This window comes from Floridaenema flaviceps BLCC-F50 (assembly GCF_041929275.2).
GTDB classification, from domain to species: domain Bacteria; phylum Cyanobacteriota; class Cyanobacteriia; order Cyanobacteriales; family Aerosakkonemataceae; genus Floridanema; species Floridanema flaviceps.
Window position 1 is genome coordinate 774,549 of record NZ_JBHFNR020000002.1, and the last position, 13,250, is coordinate 787,798.

The window sequence follows — 13,250 nt, forward strand, 5'->3', positions numbered from 1 at the left end:
TCTCCGAACATCAAGACTTTACCTCGCTTTTTTCCTAGCGGGGTTTTTTATTCCAAGCTCACCTAATTAACCGGAAATTTCTATTTAACTTTTTCTGAAAATTCCCTGATTGTTTTTGCCCCACATAGTAGATAGAGAAACGTGAGGGTGGCATTCATTCCCAGCAGTAGTTAGATTGCTACAGCCTTAATTGCATCAGCATTTAACAACAAAGATTACATATACCGTCAAATCAATCTGAGGATTTTTTTAAAATGGAAACCACAGGTCGTTACTTAGTTTTGTTACCTGAAGACGGCGTTGATTCTGGCATCAGAGCTTTAATAGATAATACAGGAACTCAAAGTGTTGCCAGAGCAGCCGACTTTGAAGATCATACATTTTCTGCTGAACAGTTAGAAAGCGCAGATACAGTTGTCTTTGATAATTTGGGGGTTGCTGTTGTCTCTTTAGACCCGAATCAAGTTCAGTCAATCACAACAGCCACAGCTACAGATGGAGCAATCTTAGCAGTCGAACCTGAGCGAGTAGTTTATGCGATCGAGGATAACCTAAACTCAGTTCTTACCACTGATTATCTCAAAGGATTCCGAGATGCCGTCAACTATATAACTAATCAAGCAATTCCATTAGAAAGCCAACTTGCTGCCACATTATTGGCAGATAACTCAGCAACTTGGGGACTTCAAGCCACTAAAGTTGTAAATACTACCTACAGCGGTCTTGGCATTAAAATAGCCGTGTTAGACACGGGTTTAGATCTTACTCATCCTGATTTTGCTGGTCGCAAAATTACTAGTCAGTCATTCATCAGTGGTGAAGCCGTTCAAGACCTAAATGGACATGGTACCCACTGTATTGGAACTGCTTGTGGATCTAAAACTCCTTCGATCGCACCGCGTTACGGAATCGCCTATAACGCAGAAATTTTTGCTGGTAAAGTTTTGAGCAACAGAGGTTCTGGTGCTGATGGTGGCATTTTAGCGGGCATTGAGTGGGCGATTACCAATGGCTGCAAAGTAATTTCTATGTCTTTAGAGGCACCAACGCGCCCTGGAGATACTTACTCCCAAGTTTACGAACAAGTTGGACTACGGGCACTCCGTCAGGGAACTTTGATTGTTGCTGCTGCTGGGAATGATAGTAGAGATCCCAGCACTGGCAAGCGGTTATCCCCCCCCAACCCAGTAGGTCATCCTGCCAATGCTCCATCAATCATGGCTGTGGCTGCCTTAGACGCTCAATTACAAGTTGCTGCCTTCTCTAATGGTTCAATTAATCCCAAAGGTGGGCAAATTGATATTGCAGGTCCCGGAGTTAATGTCTACTCAACCTGGCCTATGCCCACTCGCTATCGAACCATTAGCGGTACCAGTATGGCAACTCCTCATGTAGCAGGCATCGCCGCCCTCTATGCCGAAGCAACTGGACTAACCGGACACGCTCTTTGGGGACTTTTAATGCGGGAGGCTCAGCGGTTGCCGCTGCCCTCTGCTGATGTTGGTGTGGGTTTAGTCCAAGCACCTCTATAAAACCTATAGTTTTGGTGCCAACTCGTCGCTAACCTTCTCAGTGAGAGTATTGTGTTTAGTTTATTTACTAACAAACAGTATTCTTGCTGAGAACTCATCCTTTCTTCGAGGAATTGATATGCCCAAAATAAAAGTATCTATATCTGTTGACGATGCTCATGTCGATCGCATTTCTGAAGTTGCCAATAGTTTACAGTCAGCAGGTTTGGAAGTTGAACAAGTCTTACCAACTGTTGGTACGATCGGCGGTTCAATTGACTCAAACCAAGTTAATCGTCTTTCCCAAATTGAAGGAGTACAACATATAGAACCTGAACAAAGCTATCAAATAGCTCCCCCAGATTCCGACGTACAGTAAAGACAATGACAGTGCTATTACCTTTTCTATCTTTGAAAATTTATACTTCACCCCGCTGCCACCAGGCGGCGTTTTTTATTCAGAAAAAGTTCATCTAAAAAGCAGATTGAGCGCACGACGAACGTATACTGTCCAAGATTCAGATGTCGGTGGAAATATTAAGGAGTAAAGCATGATTCCACTCATCGCATCGAATATCAAACCGGGATCTAAATCTTCCTGAACTTCCTTTCTGATTTTCGCTCGTTCAATGACGATCGCAAAAGCTTCTCTTCGAGGTTGTAAATATTTTGTCCAATAAATCTGAGCAAAATTAGCATTACTTGAAGCGCTGCTAATAATCATAGCAACGGTTTGTCTCCCCAGAGGATTTAGTGTAATTTGTGCAGCGTTATCAATGATTGCATCTATGTCACTCCAAAGGTTTCCCGTATCAGGAATTAACACCTCTTCCCGCATACTTTCAATTGCATCAGCAACCAGTTCCTCTTTACTTCTGTAGCGCCGATAAATCGTTGTTTTTCCAACTCCAGCACGAGTTGCGATCGCTTCAATACTCATCGCCTCAAAGCCAACTTCTGCTAGCAATTCTAATGTCGATCGCAGTATAGCTTGATGCGATCGGGCGCTTCGAGGTCTTCCAGGTGACTTTTTACTAACATCATTCATAAGTGCTATTATAATTTACGATACACTAGCGTATCGAAATAGAATATGAGTCAATTACCTGGTTACGTAAACAAAGACAGCACTCAAACCCTCCGAGAAGGTTTAGCGGAATACTACGCGCTTAATCCTCACATCACTCCCCCCGATACTCAGCCACCTGAATTTGCCAAAATCTTGCTTGCACACGATGTTGGTCATGTTATATATGGCTGTGATACAGGTATGTACGATGAACTAAAAATTCTGCCCCTATTCTGGTGGACAAGTGAATGTACTTTTGAGCGCTTTCGGGAGATGAGAAAGAGGAATAAGCAAGTGATTGATATTATGTACGATGACATGATTAAAGAAAAAGGTGTACTTTGGCTTTATGGAGCAATTTTTAAAGTTCTTCCTCCACTGATTCCAGAGTTAATTGCGATTTGGTTCAAGACTCGCAACCGGAAAAAAAGAGTGCCTTTTTTAGAATTTGAACCTTTGCTCGATCGCTCACTTCTAGACATTCGTCAAGAGTTCGATCTGTTGGCATTTATCAAATGAGTTATGAGGGAGAATGAGGATTCATGAGCCGATACAGTATGATCGTTCAATGGTCTGACGAAGATCAGCTTTTCCTCGTCACAATTCCAGAATTTGCCGACTTAGTTATCATGCCTTGTACTCATGGCAAAACTCGTGAGGAAGCAATTCATAACGGCGAAGAAGTTATTGAAATGTACTTAGAAGCTTGGCAAGCAGAAGGTGAATCTATCCCTGAACCGAGAACGCTTCAAATTGCCTAATTCTTGTTAATCTCGATCTGGTTCAAGACTTTATTTACCCATGCCTGTTATTAGTATTCCGTTAACCAACTTGTGCAATGATTTGTCCAATTTCTTGAGGGGTGGCACCTGTTGCCAATATTGCCCGAATCAGCAATTCCATAGAAACAGAAGCATCACCATTTTCTGCTTTAGCTATTCGCGGTTGACTTGAGTGCAATTTCTCTGCCAATTCTGTTTGCGTCATTAATTTTTGTCTCCGTTCTTTTAAATGACGACTCAGAGCCAACTTAATTTCAATGAGTGCAGTTTCTTCAGGAGTAAGACTTAAAAAATCGGAAACAGTGCCAACTTTCCAGCCTTTTTCTTCTAAACGTTTTCTTTTAGCTTCTTTCATAATCTTAATCCTGGTGGTATTTTATATCATATCTGGTATATTCGTAGTAGTTGCAGCAGTCTAACAACTCCCATGCAGTGTTTGAAATCGTGGCTATGACTACTTCTGTTGAAGAATTTTTAAGCACTTTCGATCGCTTACCAGAATCAGAAAGATTAGACGTTGCAGTAGAGATTTTGCGGCGAGTTGTTCAACTTGAATTTCCGCCTTTGTCAGAAGAAGATTTAGTTCTAAGTGCTGAAGAAATTTTTTTAGAGTTCGATCGGCAAGAAGCAGTTTATGATTAGAAGTGATTCCCAGAATCTTTAAAAGATATAAAATGCCTACATTAAAACTGAGCAATGAGCAAGTCATTGAATTAGTCAAACAGCTACCCATTGAACAGCAAGTTGAGGTGTTTAAATTCCTTCTTCTTCAACAGTGGGGACAATGGGAGTCTCTCTCATGCTATGGAGTTGAAAAAGTTAGAATTGTTGCTCAAGAACGAGGTTATAACTGGGATACAATGACTGAAGCAGAACGAGAAGCTTTTATTGACGAAGTGGTGCATGAGGATTAGTGCGATACGTTGCGGTTTTTGATACCAATATTTTGATTTCTGCTTTGTTGTCTACGAGTAGTAACTCAAGTTGCTAGTTACAAGTCTGGCTCTTTCTTAGCCCCCCTTATTAAGGGGGGTTGGGGGGATCTAAACGTAGTCATCACAGCCGAAGATCCCCCCTAACCCCCCTTAATAAGGGGGGAACTCCGAAAGAATTAATAACTAGCAACTTGCGTTAGTAATCCATTTCGATGTTTGGCATTAGCGAAAATTGGACAAGTTGAATCAGTGACTTGCCAAGAAATATTGGATGAGTTTGCGGAAAAATTGGTACTCAAATTTAAGTTTTCTCAGGATATGGCGCAACTAGCAGTTGAAGAGGTACGCAGTTACTCAAGGTTAGTTGAAATTTCTGCAACATTAAAGGCAGTAGCAGAAGATCCTGATGATGATATGGTTGTGGAGTGTGCTGTAGTCGGAGGTGCTGCTTATATTGTTACGGGTGACAAACATCTTTTGGCTTTAGGGAAGTATCGAGAAATTGAGATTGTTAAAGCAAGTGAGTTTATAGGATTGATATCCCAGTCTGAACGTTGAAAATATTCGCCCAAACCTTAACAATAAAGATAGATAACATCGATCGCACAAGACCAACTAACTTAAGAATGTCAGTAAACTCTACATCTGAAATTAAACTAGACTACGACTTAGCAATCGTCGGTGGTGGTATTGTCGGCGCTACCCTCGCCGCTGCTTTAAAAGATTCTGGACTTAGTGTGGCGTTAATTGAAGCACAAGTCGAATCTGTCTCCGTCGCCAAAGGACGCGCTTACGCTATTTCCCTGCTTTCGGGACGCATTTATCAAGGAATTGGCATTTGGGACAAAATTGAACCGCAAATTACCAGTTTTAAGCAAATTCAATTATCTGATGCTGACTATCCCAAAATCGTGCAATTTCATCCCCCAGAGTTGGAAACAGATAGACTCGGATATGCTGCGGAACACAAAGTTTTATTAACAGCTTTGCAGGAATTTTTACAAACTTCTCCGAATGTTTCTTATCTTTGTCCGGCAGAAGTAATAAAAGCAGATTACCAGAAAGATTTTGTGCAAATTGAATTGCGCTTAAATGGAGAATTGCAAACAATTAAAACTCGCTTACTTGTAGGTGCTGATGGGGCAAAATCTCGGATTCGGCAAGCTGCGGAAATTAAAACTCACGGTTGGCGTTATTGGCAATCTTGCCTCGTAGCTACCATTAAACCAGAAAAACCCCATAATAATGTAGCTTACGAGCGTTTTTGGCCTAGCGGTCCGATGGGAGTTTTGCCTTTACCAGGAAATAGATTTCAAATTGTTTGGACTTGGCCTCACGCTGATGCTAAAGCTATGCAAGAATTAGATGAAACCGAGTTTTTGCAGAAGTTGGAATATTACACTGGTGGCAAGTTTGGGAAGTTGGAATTGTTAGGCGATCGCTACATTTTTCCAGTACAGTTAATGCAGAGCGATCGCTACACTTTACCCAGACTCGCCTTAATTGGAGATGCGGCACATGGTTGTCATCCCGTCGCCGGACAAGGCATGAATTTAGGAATTCGTGACGCAGCTGCCCTCGCCCAAATTCTCAAAACTGCACAACAAAAAGGCGAAGATATTGGTAACATCCAAGTCCTTAAACGTTACGAAAATTGGCGCAAAGGAGAAAATTGGGTAATTTTGGGATTTACTGATTTCTTAAACCGAACATTTTCTAATCAGTTTTTACCTTTGATTTTTATCCGCCGTTTCGGTTTATGGATGTTACGCAACATCACCCCTATTAAAAAGTTTGCCCTGCAACTTATGACGGGTTTAAAAGGTCGTTCGCCGCAACTTTCTCAGCTTTAAAAGGCACTTTTGGCGGCAAACAATTAGGTCATTAGCGAATTGACAGGCAACAGGCTAATGACCTTTAAATTAGATCTGGCAGCAATGGAGGTAGAACCTCCTTCCACCTCTTTCCCAGGTTCAACAAATGGAACGAGAAACTCCAGGCTCCGCCTCTTTATCTCAGTTTAAATTAGAAAAAACCCGAAAAACTATTGCATTTGCCTAGTACTAGGAGGAGTTACTTGTGAGTCATTAGCACCAGCAGGAATTGTTCCGGTAGCTGTTTGGACAATGCGTGTATCTAACTTGCGAGCGACATCATCTAAATTTACGGATGGTCGATCGCCCTTGCGGTACATAATAGCAGCAAAAGCTCCCACATTACTGCGCCGAAAAGCTGCTAAATCTAACTGTAAAAGTTGCCCTTGCAGATCGACTCCCACAGACATTCCCGAAGAAGAGTCAGCAATATTATTATTTACACCTGGAACCATCCCATAGTCGAGAATTTTCAGCCCTTGATTTGACTTGATAGATTCCCTTATTTGAGCGATCATTTGTTGCTGATACTCTGGTTGTTGCATTTGTTTGAGAGTCGAATCAAAATTTGCTTGATCTGACTGATTCGAGATTAAACCTGTGAAACCAACAACTATTTGTAAACTCTTTTCATCGATAAAAGCAAAATACTTTTCTGGCTTCATTCCAGCTTTTGCCAATTGAGTGCTGAGGATTTCAAATTGAGACTGAATTTGTGTTGTTACTTCCGGGGGTAGTTCTTTAAACCCGGGTAAATCTTGTGCAGTCAAAACCGCATTATTATAACTTTGTGTGGCAACAGGGGTAGTCGCCGGGAGTTGTTGGGTAGCTGCTTCTGGAGTTTGGGCAAAAACCACAGGAATGCTAGTACTAGCCCAAATTGCACTCGTCAACACACACAAGGACAAGCTAAATTTGTGAATCATCGTCGCTTCAGTAAAGGAGTTGCTTCTTAGGATAACTTTTGTTTCCTCAGAAGTGTGTTCTACCTGCCGAAGTCAAGAAAATACATTAAAATTAACCAACCTACACTTAAGGCTAAAAATTGTAGAGCTATGGTTCCCAGTAACCATTTTATTGTTAATATTATTTTCATAACTTGCTCCTCGCCTGGATACAATTTTTCAGCAGGCAATTGTCTCCACTATGAAAAATCTGTGGAGGTAGGTTTGTGATTTAATCAAATTAAAAGATGTGATATTTGCGGCTAATTCCCAGTGATATCGATCGCCAACAACCTATCCTCAAGGCTTAACGCTGAGGATTGATTAAGTTTTTTTATTTGTTGATTAAAACAGTTGCGAATTTACTATTGATTTCCTGATTGAAGCTTGGTTTCGTAGAACTGACAAGCTGCTAATCCCAAAGAGTATAACACAGCACTATTCGTACTAGCACCAATGACAGGGCCTGCGATCGGTAGATTTCGCAAAGTACCTAAACCCAATTTCACCACGTTACCACTACCCATCGCCAAGCCAAAAATTGCCAATACTTCGCCCTTACGTGCAGGTTCTTGTAAGTCTAAACCATAAGCAGCGGCAATTTGGAGAATCATTTCTGATTGCAATCTAGTGGTAGCGACTAGATCGATCGCCAACAAAGCCAAAGCTATCCCTGGTACAAAACTGCTAACCAAACCAACACCACCAGCATAAGTGGATTTTTCCACAATAATTCGATGAGCGATTTCTCTGGGTGATTCTTCGGGATATTCAGCTTGCAACTTTTGCACAGCAGCAGCAGCTTTTTCCAAGTCAACTTGATCCATTCCAGCAAAGATCCAATCTAACTTAAAAAGACCGCTGACATTTTTAACCCACCAGTTTTCCGAGGCAGCAGAAACAGCTTCCCCAGCTGTGTGGGTAGTCTTTTCAATCAACTCGTAGCCTTGTTTCCCTGCGGCTTCAGCCGTTTCTAAAGCAGCTTTTCCAGTTTGGGTAGCAACAAAAGCTACATTTGTCCCAACATCTACTGCTGCATTTGCCATGATTTGTCCAGCTGTCGCCGCCACTTTACCCATTTCTGTAACCACTTGGGTAATTTCTGGCAATTTCTCGGTTGTTTGGGTTGTGTTCATCCTCAATTTTTCCTTGCTGTTGTGTCCTCTACTTACTAAGTTGCGATCGAACTGGTGATAAATGTTTCCCTCTAAAGTGAGATTATGATTGAAATGAAAACTATTTTGGAGGATGAATTTATGCTAGGTTTCGATCGCATCACATTTAATCCTAAAATTATGGCAGGACAAGCTTGTATTCGGGGAATGCGAATTCCGGTTTCTTTAGTAGTGAATTTAGTAGCCAATGAGAAATCATCTCAGGAAATTTTAGAGGAATATCCAGATTTAGAACCAGAAGATATTCGACAATCTTTGCTTTATGCAGCGTGGTTAACTCAAGAACGAGTTTACACCTTTACCACAGCTGAAAAAGTCTAATGAAGTTTTTAGCAGATATGGGAATTTCACTCCGCACAGTTGCTTGGTTGCGTAGCGTTGGATATGATATTGTACACTTGCGGGATGAAGGATTACAACGGCTACCGGATGACGAGATTTTAATTAAAGCCCGTGCTGAGGGGCGAATTTTATTAACAGTAGATTTAGATTTTGCTGAACTTTTAGCAGTAAGTGGGGAAGTGTTACCCAGTGTGATTTTGTTTAGGTTGGGAAATGAAAATTATCAGGCGATTAATGAAAGGTTAGCTGAAGTTTTAAGTCAATGTCAAGAAGATTTAGAAGCAGGTGCAATTATTTCTGTGAGTAACCAAAGGTACAGGGTGAAGCGATTACCAATATAAGTAGGATAAAACCAAAGCGTCCGAGAAATCCCGGACGCTTTGGTTTTAGACTTAAGAAAACACCAAAAGTGGTTAATTAATCATTAAACTTTTGGGGTTTTGTTTCCGCCCACTACTTGATTTTTCAAGCCATTGATTTCGTCAGCCAACTCCTTACGATTTGAGGCGCGGAGTAAATACCGATACACAAACCAACCGGAGTAGCCAATACCCACCAATTCAAAGAAAGGCGAGAGTAGAGGGATATCATCTAGCGCATCGAGTACCGCGAGGGTGACTTTGACGGTGACAAAAGCACCGACAATCAAACCAACAGTAATCAGGGGTTTTTGGTAGGTGCTGAAGAAATCACCCAGGTAATCTGGCAGTTTAGCCAAATAGGAGACGAAAATATCCCAATATTCTTGCACCTGGCTTGTAGATGTGCTACCAGGTGTATTGGTGATGATCGGCCCCCCTTGATCGACGGTGACTTCTACAGTGGGAGTAGTTTGTTGCGTTTCCTTGGTTTCCATGTTTCTAATCTCAACTATTGCAACGTTGTTATATTAGCTAGGAAGCGTTCCGGCTTGATAGGGAAGCTGGGAGACTTCGCAAACTAGTTTTACTACTATGGGAACATTTTTAACCTACAAAGTACAGCTATTTAGCAAGAGAAATTAGCAAAGTACGTAGGTTTGGTCATTTAGCGCCGGAAATCCCCTTATTATTAATTAACGCTACTTAGTTCGCTAAAAGGCTCATTCTAAAGAATTAATTTATGAAAATCGGGTTAAGGAATTTGGGTTTATGGGAAAATCTGGACAAAGTGCGATCGCTCTTGGCAGTAATCTGGGTGACTCTCGCTCTATTCTGGAATCTAGCCTGAAAATGCTCGATCAAACCTCTGGAATTAGTTTAGAGCTTCAGTCTAGCTGGTATCGTACTAAAGCTGTAGGGCCGCCACAACCAGATTACCTGAATGGGTGCGCTGTGCTCAAGGTGCAGATGAGTCCCTGGGAGTTGCTAGAAACGCTATTAGCCATTGAAGCTAAATTTGGTCGGGTGCGTCAAGAACGCTGGGGGCCAAGAATTTTAGATTTAGATTTATTATTGTTCGATAATTTGATTTTAGAGACTCCAGGGCTGACGATACCTCATCCCTGGTTGAGAGAAAGGGCGTTTGTTTTGGTACCTTTGGCAGAAATTGCACCAAATTGGATTGAACCTGTATCAGGAAAAGCGATCGCGCAACTCGTGCAAGCGGTAGACTGTTCAGGTGTGACTAAAATCGAAAATTGATTATGCCATTAGGTAAAGAACCGCCAGAAATAATTAAACAACGCCTATTTTATCAAGGTCGTAAATTCAATTTTGAAGTAACTCGTTTGCGTCTGCCTAACAAAGTAGAAGGCGACTGGGAATGTATTCGTCATCCTGGTGGTGCTTTAGCTGTTCCGGTAACTCCTGAAGGTAAATTAATATTATTGCGTCAATATCGTTTTGCTGCCCAAGGACGTTTATTAGAGTTTCCCGCTGGAACTATAGAAGCTAATGAAGATCCATTTTCTACTATTGGGCGAGAGATTGAAGAAGAGACAGGTTATCGTGCGAATAAATGGCAAAAGTTAGGCGAATTTTTCCTAGCCCCCGGCTATTCCGATGAAATAATTTATGCTTTTCTCGCCCAAGATTTGCAACCATTAGAAAAGCCACCCCAACAAGACGAAGATGAAGATATGGAAACAGTTTTCCTCACACCCGAAGAATTAGAAAAAGCAATTATATCCGGTGAACCCGTAGACGCAAAATCTGTAACCAGCTTCTTTATGGCGCGTCCCTTTCTGAAATAAATTTCTCATGTATCTAACCACAGATGGACAAAAACCCACCCATAATTTAATTATAGTATCTGTGTTTATCTGTGGACATCTGTGGTTAAAAAATCCAATCTTCTATGAATGACATAATACTCTTCTGGCATCGTCGAGACTTACGAATTTCCGATAACATAGGATTAGCAGCAGCTAACCAACAAAGCGCCAAAGTAATCGGTGTTTTTTGCCTCGATCCAAATATTTTAGAAAGTAAAGATATCGCCGCAGTCAGAGTTACTTATATGATTGGTTGTTTGCAGGAATTACAACAAAATTATCTGCGAGCGGGGAGCCAATTAATAATTTTAAAAGGTCAACCAACCCAAGAAATTCCTAAGTTAGCGATCGCTTTAAACGCAAAAGCTGTATTTTGGAATTTAGATGTAGAACCTTATGCTAGAGAGCGCGATCGCACCATCACCCAAGCCCTAAAAGACAAAGGAATCGCCATTCAAACATTCTGGGATCAATTATTGCACTCTCCCGCCGAAATAGCAAGCGGTGCTAATCAACCTTACACAGTTTATAGTCCCTTTTGGAAAAACTGGATTAGCAAACCGAAAACCGAGCCAGTAGACAGATTTGAAAATCGAGAAAGTTTAACCGCCCAAGAACAAGAAGCAATCAATCAAGCTGGTGCCATTCCCTTACCAACTGCCAAAGATTTAGGGTTTATTTGGGATAATGAATTAATGTTAGCACCCGGAGAAGCCCCCGCACAGGAAAGGTTGGATGAGTTTTGTAATGAAGCGATTTTTAGCTATAAAGAAAAGCGTAACTTCCCGGCAATTGATGGTACATCTCGACTGAGTGCGGCGTTAAAATTTGGTGCAATTGGTATTCGTACAGTTTGGGATGCTACTATGGAAGCGATCGCTGGAAGTAGCAGCGACGAAGCCCAAGAAAGTGTGAAAAGTTGGCAACAAGAATTAGCTTGGCGCGAGTTTTACCAACACGCAATGTATCACTTTCCCGAATTAGCAGAAGATGCTTATCGCCCAGCGTTTAAAAATTTCCCTTATGATAATAATTCGGAACATTTTCAAGCTTGGTGCGAAGGAAGAACAGGTTATCCTATTGTCGATGCAGCGATGAGCCAATTAAAATCAACTGGTTGGATGCACAACCGTTGTCGAATGATTGTTGCTAGTTTCTTAACCAAAGATTTATTAATTAACCCGAAAATGGGGGAAATATATTTTACGCAAAACCTCTATGATTGGGATCTTTCTGCTAATAATGGCGGTTGGCAATGGAGTGCTTCTAGTGGGATGGACCCCAAACCTGTGCGAATTTTTAATCCCGCTTCTCAGGCAGAAAAATTCGATCCTAATGGGGAGTATATCAGAAAGTGGTTGCCTCAGTTGCGATCGCTCCCCACCAAGCTTTTAATTAGTGGGGAAATACCTGATTCACAACGGGAAAGTTTAGGTTATCCTTTGCGAATTGTAGAACATAAGATACAGCAAAGAGTTTTTAAGGAACGGTACAATCAGCAAAAGGTGGAGTAGGGTTTTATTTAACCACAGATATCCACAGATTAACGCAGATAAACGCAGATGGATTTTGGGTGGGTGATAGAGTTATTGGTTTTGGATGACACCAATTTGTGATTCTACAAAGTCTAGCAAAATTCGCTGATGTGGAACACCCAACGGACGCACTTCCCCCGCAATTTCCGAATAACAATTACCCCGTTGAATATCTGCAACTGATAATAACCCCATATCCCAACCTTCACCTAAGACTAAATCATTTAATTCCACAGTTAACTCTCCATGAAAAACATGACGCACTACGTTGGGATCTTGATAATTACGGAAATGATGTAAAACTGAAGGAACATAACCAATTTCTTCCTTTAATTCTCGCTGTACTGCAATATCTGGAGGTTCATCTGGTTCAATATGTCCGCCAAAAAAAGCCCAATAACCGGGATAAACAATAGTTGGGATATTGTCTCTTAATTGCATTAAATATTTGCCATTCCGGTAAAGAATTGCTACGGCTACATGAACAAGTTTAGTATTCAAAGTCTCTTTTGCTCCTCAATATAAAACTCACCAAATTCTTGACCACCCGCAGGCACACTTTTATACAAAACCTTGCCTTGAATCACAATTTGTTGCTTCTGTTTGGGGAAGGGATTTTTAGTAACTATAGTAATAGTGCCAGTATCATCTTCTAATTCATAAGCTCGTTTCTCCAAAAACGGAATTAACTTACCCACATTACCTTTTAAGTAAACAGTAGAATTAACTTTGCTTTGCTGCTTTACTTCGTTAACATTGCTCACAGGAACATCGGGAGAGAAAATACTAAATCCTGATTCCTTAACTTGGGTACAACTGAACAACCCGCCCAGCAAGAAGGTAATTGTGCTAACTTGTAATATTTGAATTAACTCTTGTTTCATCCCAG

The 13,250-nt window shown here is 41.2% G+C and carries 19 protein-coding genes and 1 pseudogene; 13 read left to right on the forward strand and 7 right to left on the reverse strand.

Annotated features, from left to right (window positions below; translation table 11 throughout):
* Positions 1–254 precede the first annotated feature (254 nt).
* Together ACE1CI_RS23550 and ACE1CI_RS23555 are read left to right on the forward strand one after the other, a co-directional pair.
* On the forward strand, positions 255–1,532 hold the full coding sequence (locus tag ACE1CI_RS23550; protein ID WP_413263187.1) for a S8 family peptidase: 1,278 nt from the start codon (positions 255–257) through the stop codon (positions 1,530–1,532).
* 118 nt (positions 1,533–1,650) lie between these two features.
* Positions 1,651–1,890, forward strand: a complete 240-nt coding sequence (locus ACE1CI_RS23555; protein WP_413263188.1) for a hypothetical protein — start codon at positions 1,651–1,653, stop codon at positions 1,888–1,890.
* Positions 1,891–1,980: 90 nt separating this feature from the next.
* On the opposite strand, the gene ACE1CI_RS23560 is transcribed toward ACE1CI_RS23555, so the two are convergent.
* Positions 1,981–2,559 carry a TetR/AcrR family transcriptional regulator gene (locus ACE1CI_RS23560; RefSeq protein ID WP_413263189.1) on the reverse strand — a complete coding sequence of 193 codons (579 nt, stop codon included), beginning with the start codon at positions 2,557–2,559 and terminating at the stop codon, positions 1,981–1,983.
* A 45-nt stretch (positions 2,560–2,604) separates the two neighbouring features.
* Here ACE1CI_RS23560 and ACE1CI_RS23565 point away from each other — a divergent pair, with 45 nt between their 5' ends.
* Positions 2,605–3,099: a hypothetical protein gene (locus tag ACE1CI_RS23565; protein ID WP_413263190.1), complete on the forward strand. Its 495-nt coding sequence runs from the start codon at positions 2,605–2,607 to the stop codon at positions 3,097–3,099.
* A gap of 23 nt (positions 3,100–3,122) precedes the next feature.
* Positions 3,123–3,341 carry a type II toxin-antitoxin system HicB family antitoxin gene (locus ACE1CI_RS23570; protein ID WP_413263191.1) on the forward strand — a complete coding sequence of 73 codons (219 nt, stop codon included), beginning with the start codon at positions 3,123–3,125 and terminating at the stop codon, positions 3,339–3,341.
* Positions 3,342–3,402: 61 nt separating this feature from the next.
* Here ACE1CI_RS23570 and ACE1CI_RS23575 read toward each other — a convergent pair whose 3' ends face one another.
* Positions 3,403–3,717, reverse strand: coding sequence for a helix-turn-helix domain-containing protein (locus tag ACE1CI_RS23575; RefSeq protein WP_413263192.1), 315 nt, complete (start codon positions 3,715–3,717; stop codon positions 3,403–3,405).
* Between the two features lie 95 nt (positions 3,718–3,812).
* Here ACE1CI_RS23575 and ACE1CI_RS23580 point away from each other — a divergent pair, with 95 nt between their 5' ends.
* The 4 genes and pseudogenes from ACE1CI_RS23580 to ACE1CI_RS23595 all read left to right on the forward strand — a co-directional run bounded on the left by ACE1CI_RS23580 (position 3,813) and on the right by ACE1CI_RS23595 (position 6,150).
* Positions 3,813–4,004, forward strand: coding sequence for a hypothetical protein (locus tag ACE1CI_RS23580; protein WP_413263193.1), 192 nt, complete (start codon positions 3,813–3,815; stop codon positions 4,002–4,004).
* Between the two features lie 32 nt (positions 4,005–4,036).
* Positions 4,037–4,276: a hypothetical protein gene (locus ACE1CI_RS23585; protein ID WP_413263194.1), complete on the forward strand. Its 240-nt coding sequence runs from the start codon at positions 4,037–4,039 to the stop codon at positions 4,274–4,276.
* A 231-nt stretch (positions 4,277–4,507) separates the two neighbouring features.
* A pseudogene (locus tag ACE1CI_RS23590) lies at positions 4,508–4,855 on the forward strand (putative toxin-antitoxin system toxin component, PIN family); the annotation flags it as partial.
* 68 nt (positions 4,856–4,923) lie between these two features.
* Positions 4,924–6,150, forward strand: coding sequence for an FAD-dependent hydroxylase (locus ACE1CI_RS23595; protein ID WP_413262332.1), 1,227 nt, complete (start codon positions 4,924–4,926; stop codon positions 6,148–6,150).
* Between the two features lie 191 nt (positions 6,151–6,341).
* Here ACE1CI_RS23595 and ACE1CI_RS23600 read toward each other — a convergent pair whose 3' ends face one another.
* Positions 6,342–7,097 (reverse strand): hypothetical protein, encoded by a 756-nt coding sequence (locus ACE1CI_RS23600; RefSeq protein ID WP_413262333.1) that lies wholly within the window; start codon positions 7,095–7,097, stop codon positions 6,342–6,344.
* 383 nt (positions 7,098–7,480) lie between these two features.
* Positions 7,481–8,251 (reverse strand): hypothetical protein, encoded by a 771-nt coding sequence (locus tag ACE1CI_RS23605; protein WP_413262334.1) that lies wholly within the window; start codon positions 8,249–8,251, stop codon positions 7,481–7,483.
* Positions 8,252–8,371: 120 nt separating this feature from the next.
* On the opposite strand from ACE1CI_RS23605, the gene ACE1CI_RS23610 reads away from it, so the two are divergent.
* Both ACE1CI_RS23610 and ACE1CI_RS23615 read left to right on the forward strand, forming a co-directional pair.
* Positions 8,372–8,611 (forward strand): DUF433 domain-containing protein, encoded by a 240-nt coding sequence (locus tag ACE1CI_RS23610; RefSeq protein ID WP_459564003.1) that lies wholly within the window; start codon positions 8,372–8,374, stop codon positions 8,609–8,611.
* Positions 8,611–8,973, forward strand: coding sequence for a DUF5615 family PIN-like protein (locus ACE1CI_RS23615; protein WP_413262336.1), 363 nt, complete (start codon positions 8,611–8,613; stop codon positions 8,971–8,973). The genes ACE1CI_RS23610 and ACE1CI_RS23615 overlap by 1 nt, the downstream gene beginning before the upstream one ends.
* An 83-nt stretch (positions 8,974–9,056) precedes the next feature.
* On the opposite strand, the gene ACE1CI_RS23620 is transcribed toward ACE1CI_RS23615, so the two are convergent.
* Positions 9,057–9,488: a CAAD domain-containing protein gene (locus ACE1CI_RS23620; protein ID WP_413262337.1), complete on the reverse strand. Its 432-nt coding sequence runs from the start codon at positions 9,486–9,488 to the stop codon at positions 9,057–9,059.
* Positions 9,489–9,762: 274 nt separating this feature from the next.
* Here ACE1CI_RS23620 and folK point away from each other — a divergent pair, with 274 nt between their 5' ends.
* The 3 genes from folK (at position 9,763) to ACE1CI_RS23635 (ending at position 12,340) form a co-directional block, all read left to right on the forward strand.
* Positions 9,763–10,254: a 2-amino-4-hydroxy-6-hydroxymethyldihydropteridine diphosphokinase gene (gene folK / locus ACE1CI_RS23625; protein WP_413262338.1), complete on the forward strand. Its 492-nt coding sequence runs from the start codon at positions 9,763–9,765 to the stop codon at positions 10,252–10,254.
* Positions 10,255–10,256: 2 nt separating this feature from the next.
* Positions 10,257–10,805 carry an NUDIX hydrolase gene (locus tag ACE1CI_RS23630; protein ID WP_413262339.1) on the forward strand — a complete coding sequence of 183 codons (549 nt, stop codon included), beginning with the start codon at positions 10,257–10,259 and terminating at the stop codon, positions 10,803–10,805.
* Positions 10,806–10,909: 104 nt separating this feature from the next.
* The gene (locus ACE1CI_RS23635; protein WP_413262340.1) at positions 10,910–12,340 is read left to right on the forward strand and encodes a cryptochrome/photolyase family protein; all 1,431 of its coding nucleotides are present in this window, start codon (positions 10,910–10,912) and stop codon (positions 12,338–12,340) included.
* 72 nt (positions 12,341–12,412) lie between these two features.
* Here ACE1CI_RS23635 and ACE1CI_RS23640 read toward each other — a convergent pair whose 3' ends face one another.
* On the reverse strand, positions 12,413–12,862 hold the full coding sequence (locus ACE1CI_RS23640; RefSeq protein ID WP_413262341.1) for an NUDIX hydrolase: 450 nt from the start codon (positions 12,860–12,862) through the stop codon (positions 12,413–12,415).
* Complete coding sequence (locus ACE1CI_RS23645; protein WP_413262342.1) at positions 12,859–13,245, reverse strand: hypothetical protein; 387 nt, start codon at positions 13,243–13,245, stop codon at positions 12,859–12,861. The genes ACE1CI_RS23640 and ACE1CI_RS23645 overlap by 4 nt, the downstream gene beginning before the upstream one ends.
* Positions 13,246–13,250: the final 5 nt, after the last annotated feature.

Excerpts from the sequence above, each read along its gene's own strand:
- ACE1CI_RS23560 (WP_413263189.1), bottom strand. The coding sequence starts at position 2,559 with ATGAATGATGTTAGTAAAAAGTCACCTGGAAGACCTCGAAGCGCCCGA.
- ACE1CI_RS23645 (WP_413262342.1), bottom strand. The coding sequence starts at position 13,245 with ATGAAACAAGAGTTAATTCAAATATTACAAGTTAGCACAATTACCTTC.
- folK (WP_413262338.1), top strand. The coding sequence starts at position 9,763 with ATGGGAAAATCTGGACAAAGTGCGATCGCTCTTGGCAGTAATCTGGGT.
- ACE1CI_RS23610 (WP_459564003.1), top strand. The coding sequence starts at position 8,372 with ATGCTAGGTTTCGATCGCATCACATTTAATCCTAAAATTATGGCAGGA.
- ACE1CI_RS23630 (WP_413262339.1), top strand. The coding sequence starts at position 10,257 with ATGCCATTAGGTAAAGAACCGCCAGAAATAATTAAACAACGCCTATTT.
- ACE1CI_RS23615 (WP_413262336.1), top strand. The coding sequence starts at position 8,611 with ATGAAGTTTTTAGCAGATATGGGAATTTCACTCCGCACAGTTGCTTGG.
- ACE1CI_RS23575 (WP_413263192.1), bottom strand. The coding sequence starts at position 3,717 with ATGAAAGAAGCTAAAAGAAAACGTTTAGAAGAAAAAGGCTGGAAAGTT.
- ACE1CI_RS23635 (WP_413262340.1), top strand. The coding sequence starts at position 10,910 with ATGAATGACATAATACTCTTCTGGCATCGTCGAGACTTACGAATTTCC.
- ACE1CI_RS23550 (WP_413263187.1), top strand. The coding sequence starts at position 255 with ATGGAAACCACAGGTCGTTACTTAGTTTTGTTACCTGAAGACGGCGTT.
- ACE1CI_RS23565 (WP_413263190.1), top strand. The coding sequence starts at position 2,605 with ATGAGTCAATTACCTGGTTACGTAAACAAAGACAGCACTCAAACCCTC.
- ACE1CI_RS23555 (WP_413263188.1), top strand. The coding sequence starts at position 1,651 with ATGCCCAAAATAAAAGTATCTATATCTGTTGACGATGCTCATGTCGAT.
- ACE1CI_RS23605 (WP_413262334.1), bottom strand. The coding sequence starts at position 8,251 with ATGAACACAACCCAAACAACCGAGAAATTGCCAGAAATTACCCAAGTG.
- ACE1CI_RS23600 (WP_413262333.1), bottom strand. The coding sequence starts at position 7,097 with ATGATTCACAAATTTAGCTTGTCCTTGTGTGTGTTGACGAGTGCAATT.
- ACE1CI_RS23585 (WP_413263194.1), top strand. The coding sequence starts at position 4,037 with ATGCCTACATTAAAACTGAGCAATGAGCAAGTCATTGAATTAGTCAAA.
- ACE1CI_RS23570 (WP_413263191.1), top strand. The coding sequence starts at position 3,123 with ATGAGCCGATACAGTATGATCGTTCAATGGTCTGACGAAGATCAGCTT.
- ACE1CI_RS23580 (WP_413263193.1), top strand. The coding sequence starts at position 3,813 with ATGACTACTTCTGTTGAAGAATTTTTAAGCACTTTCGATCGCTTACCA.
- ACE1CI_RS23595 (WP_413262332.1), top strand. The coding sequence starts at position 4,924 with ATGTCAGTAAACTCTACATCTGAAATTAAACTAGACTACGACTTAGCA.
- ACE1CI_RS23620 (WP_413262337.1), bottom strand. The coding sequence starts at position 9,488 with ATGGAAACCAAGGAAACGCAACAAACTACTCCCACTGTAGAAGTCACC.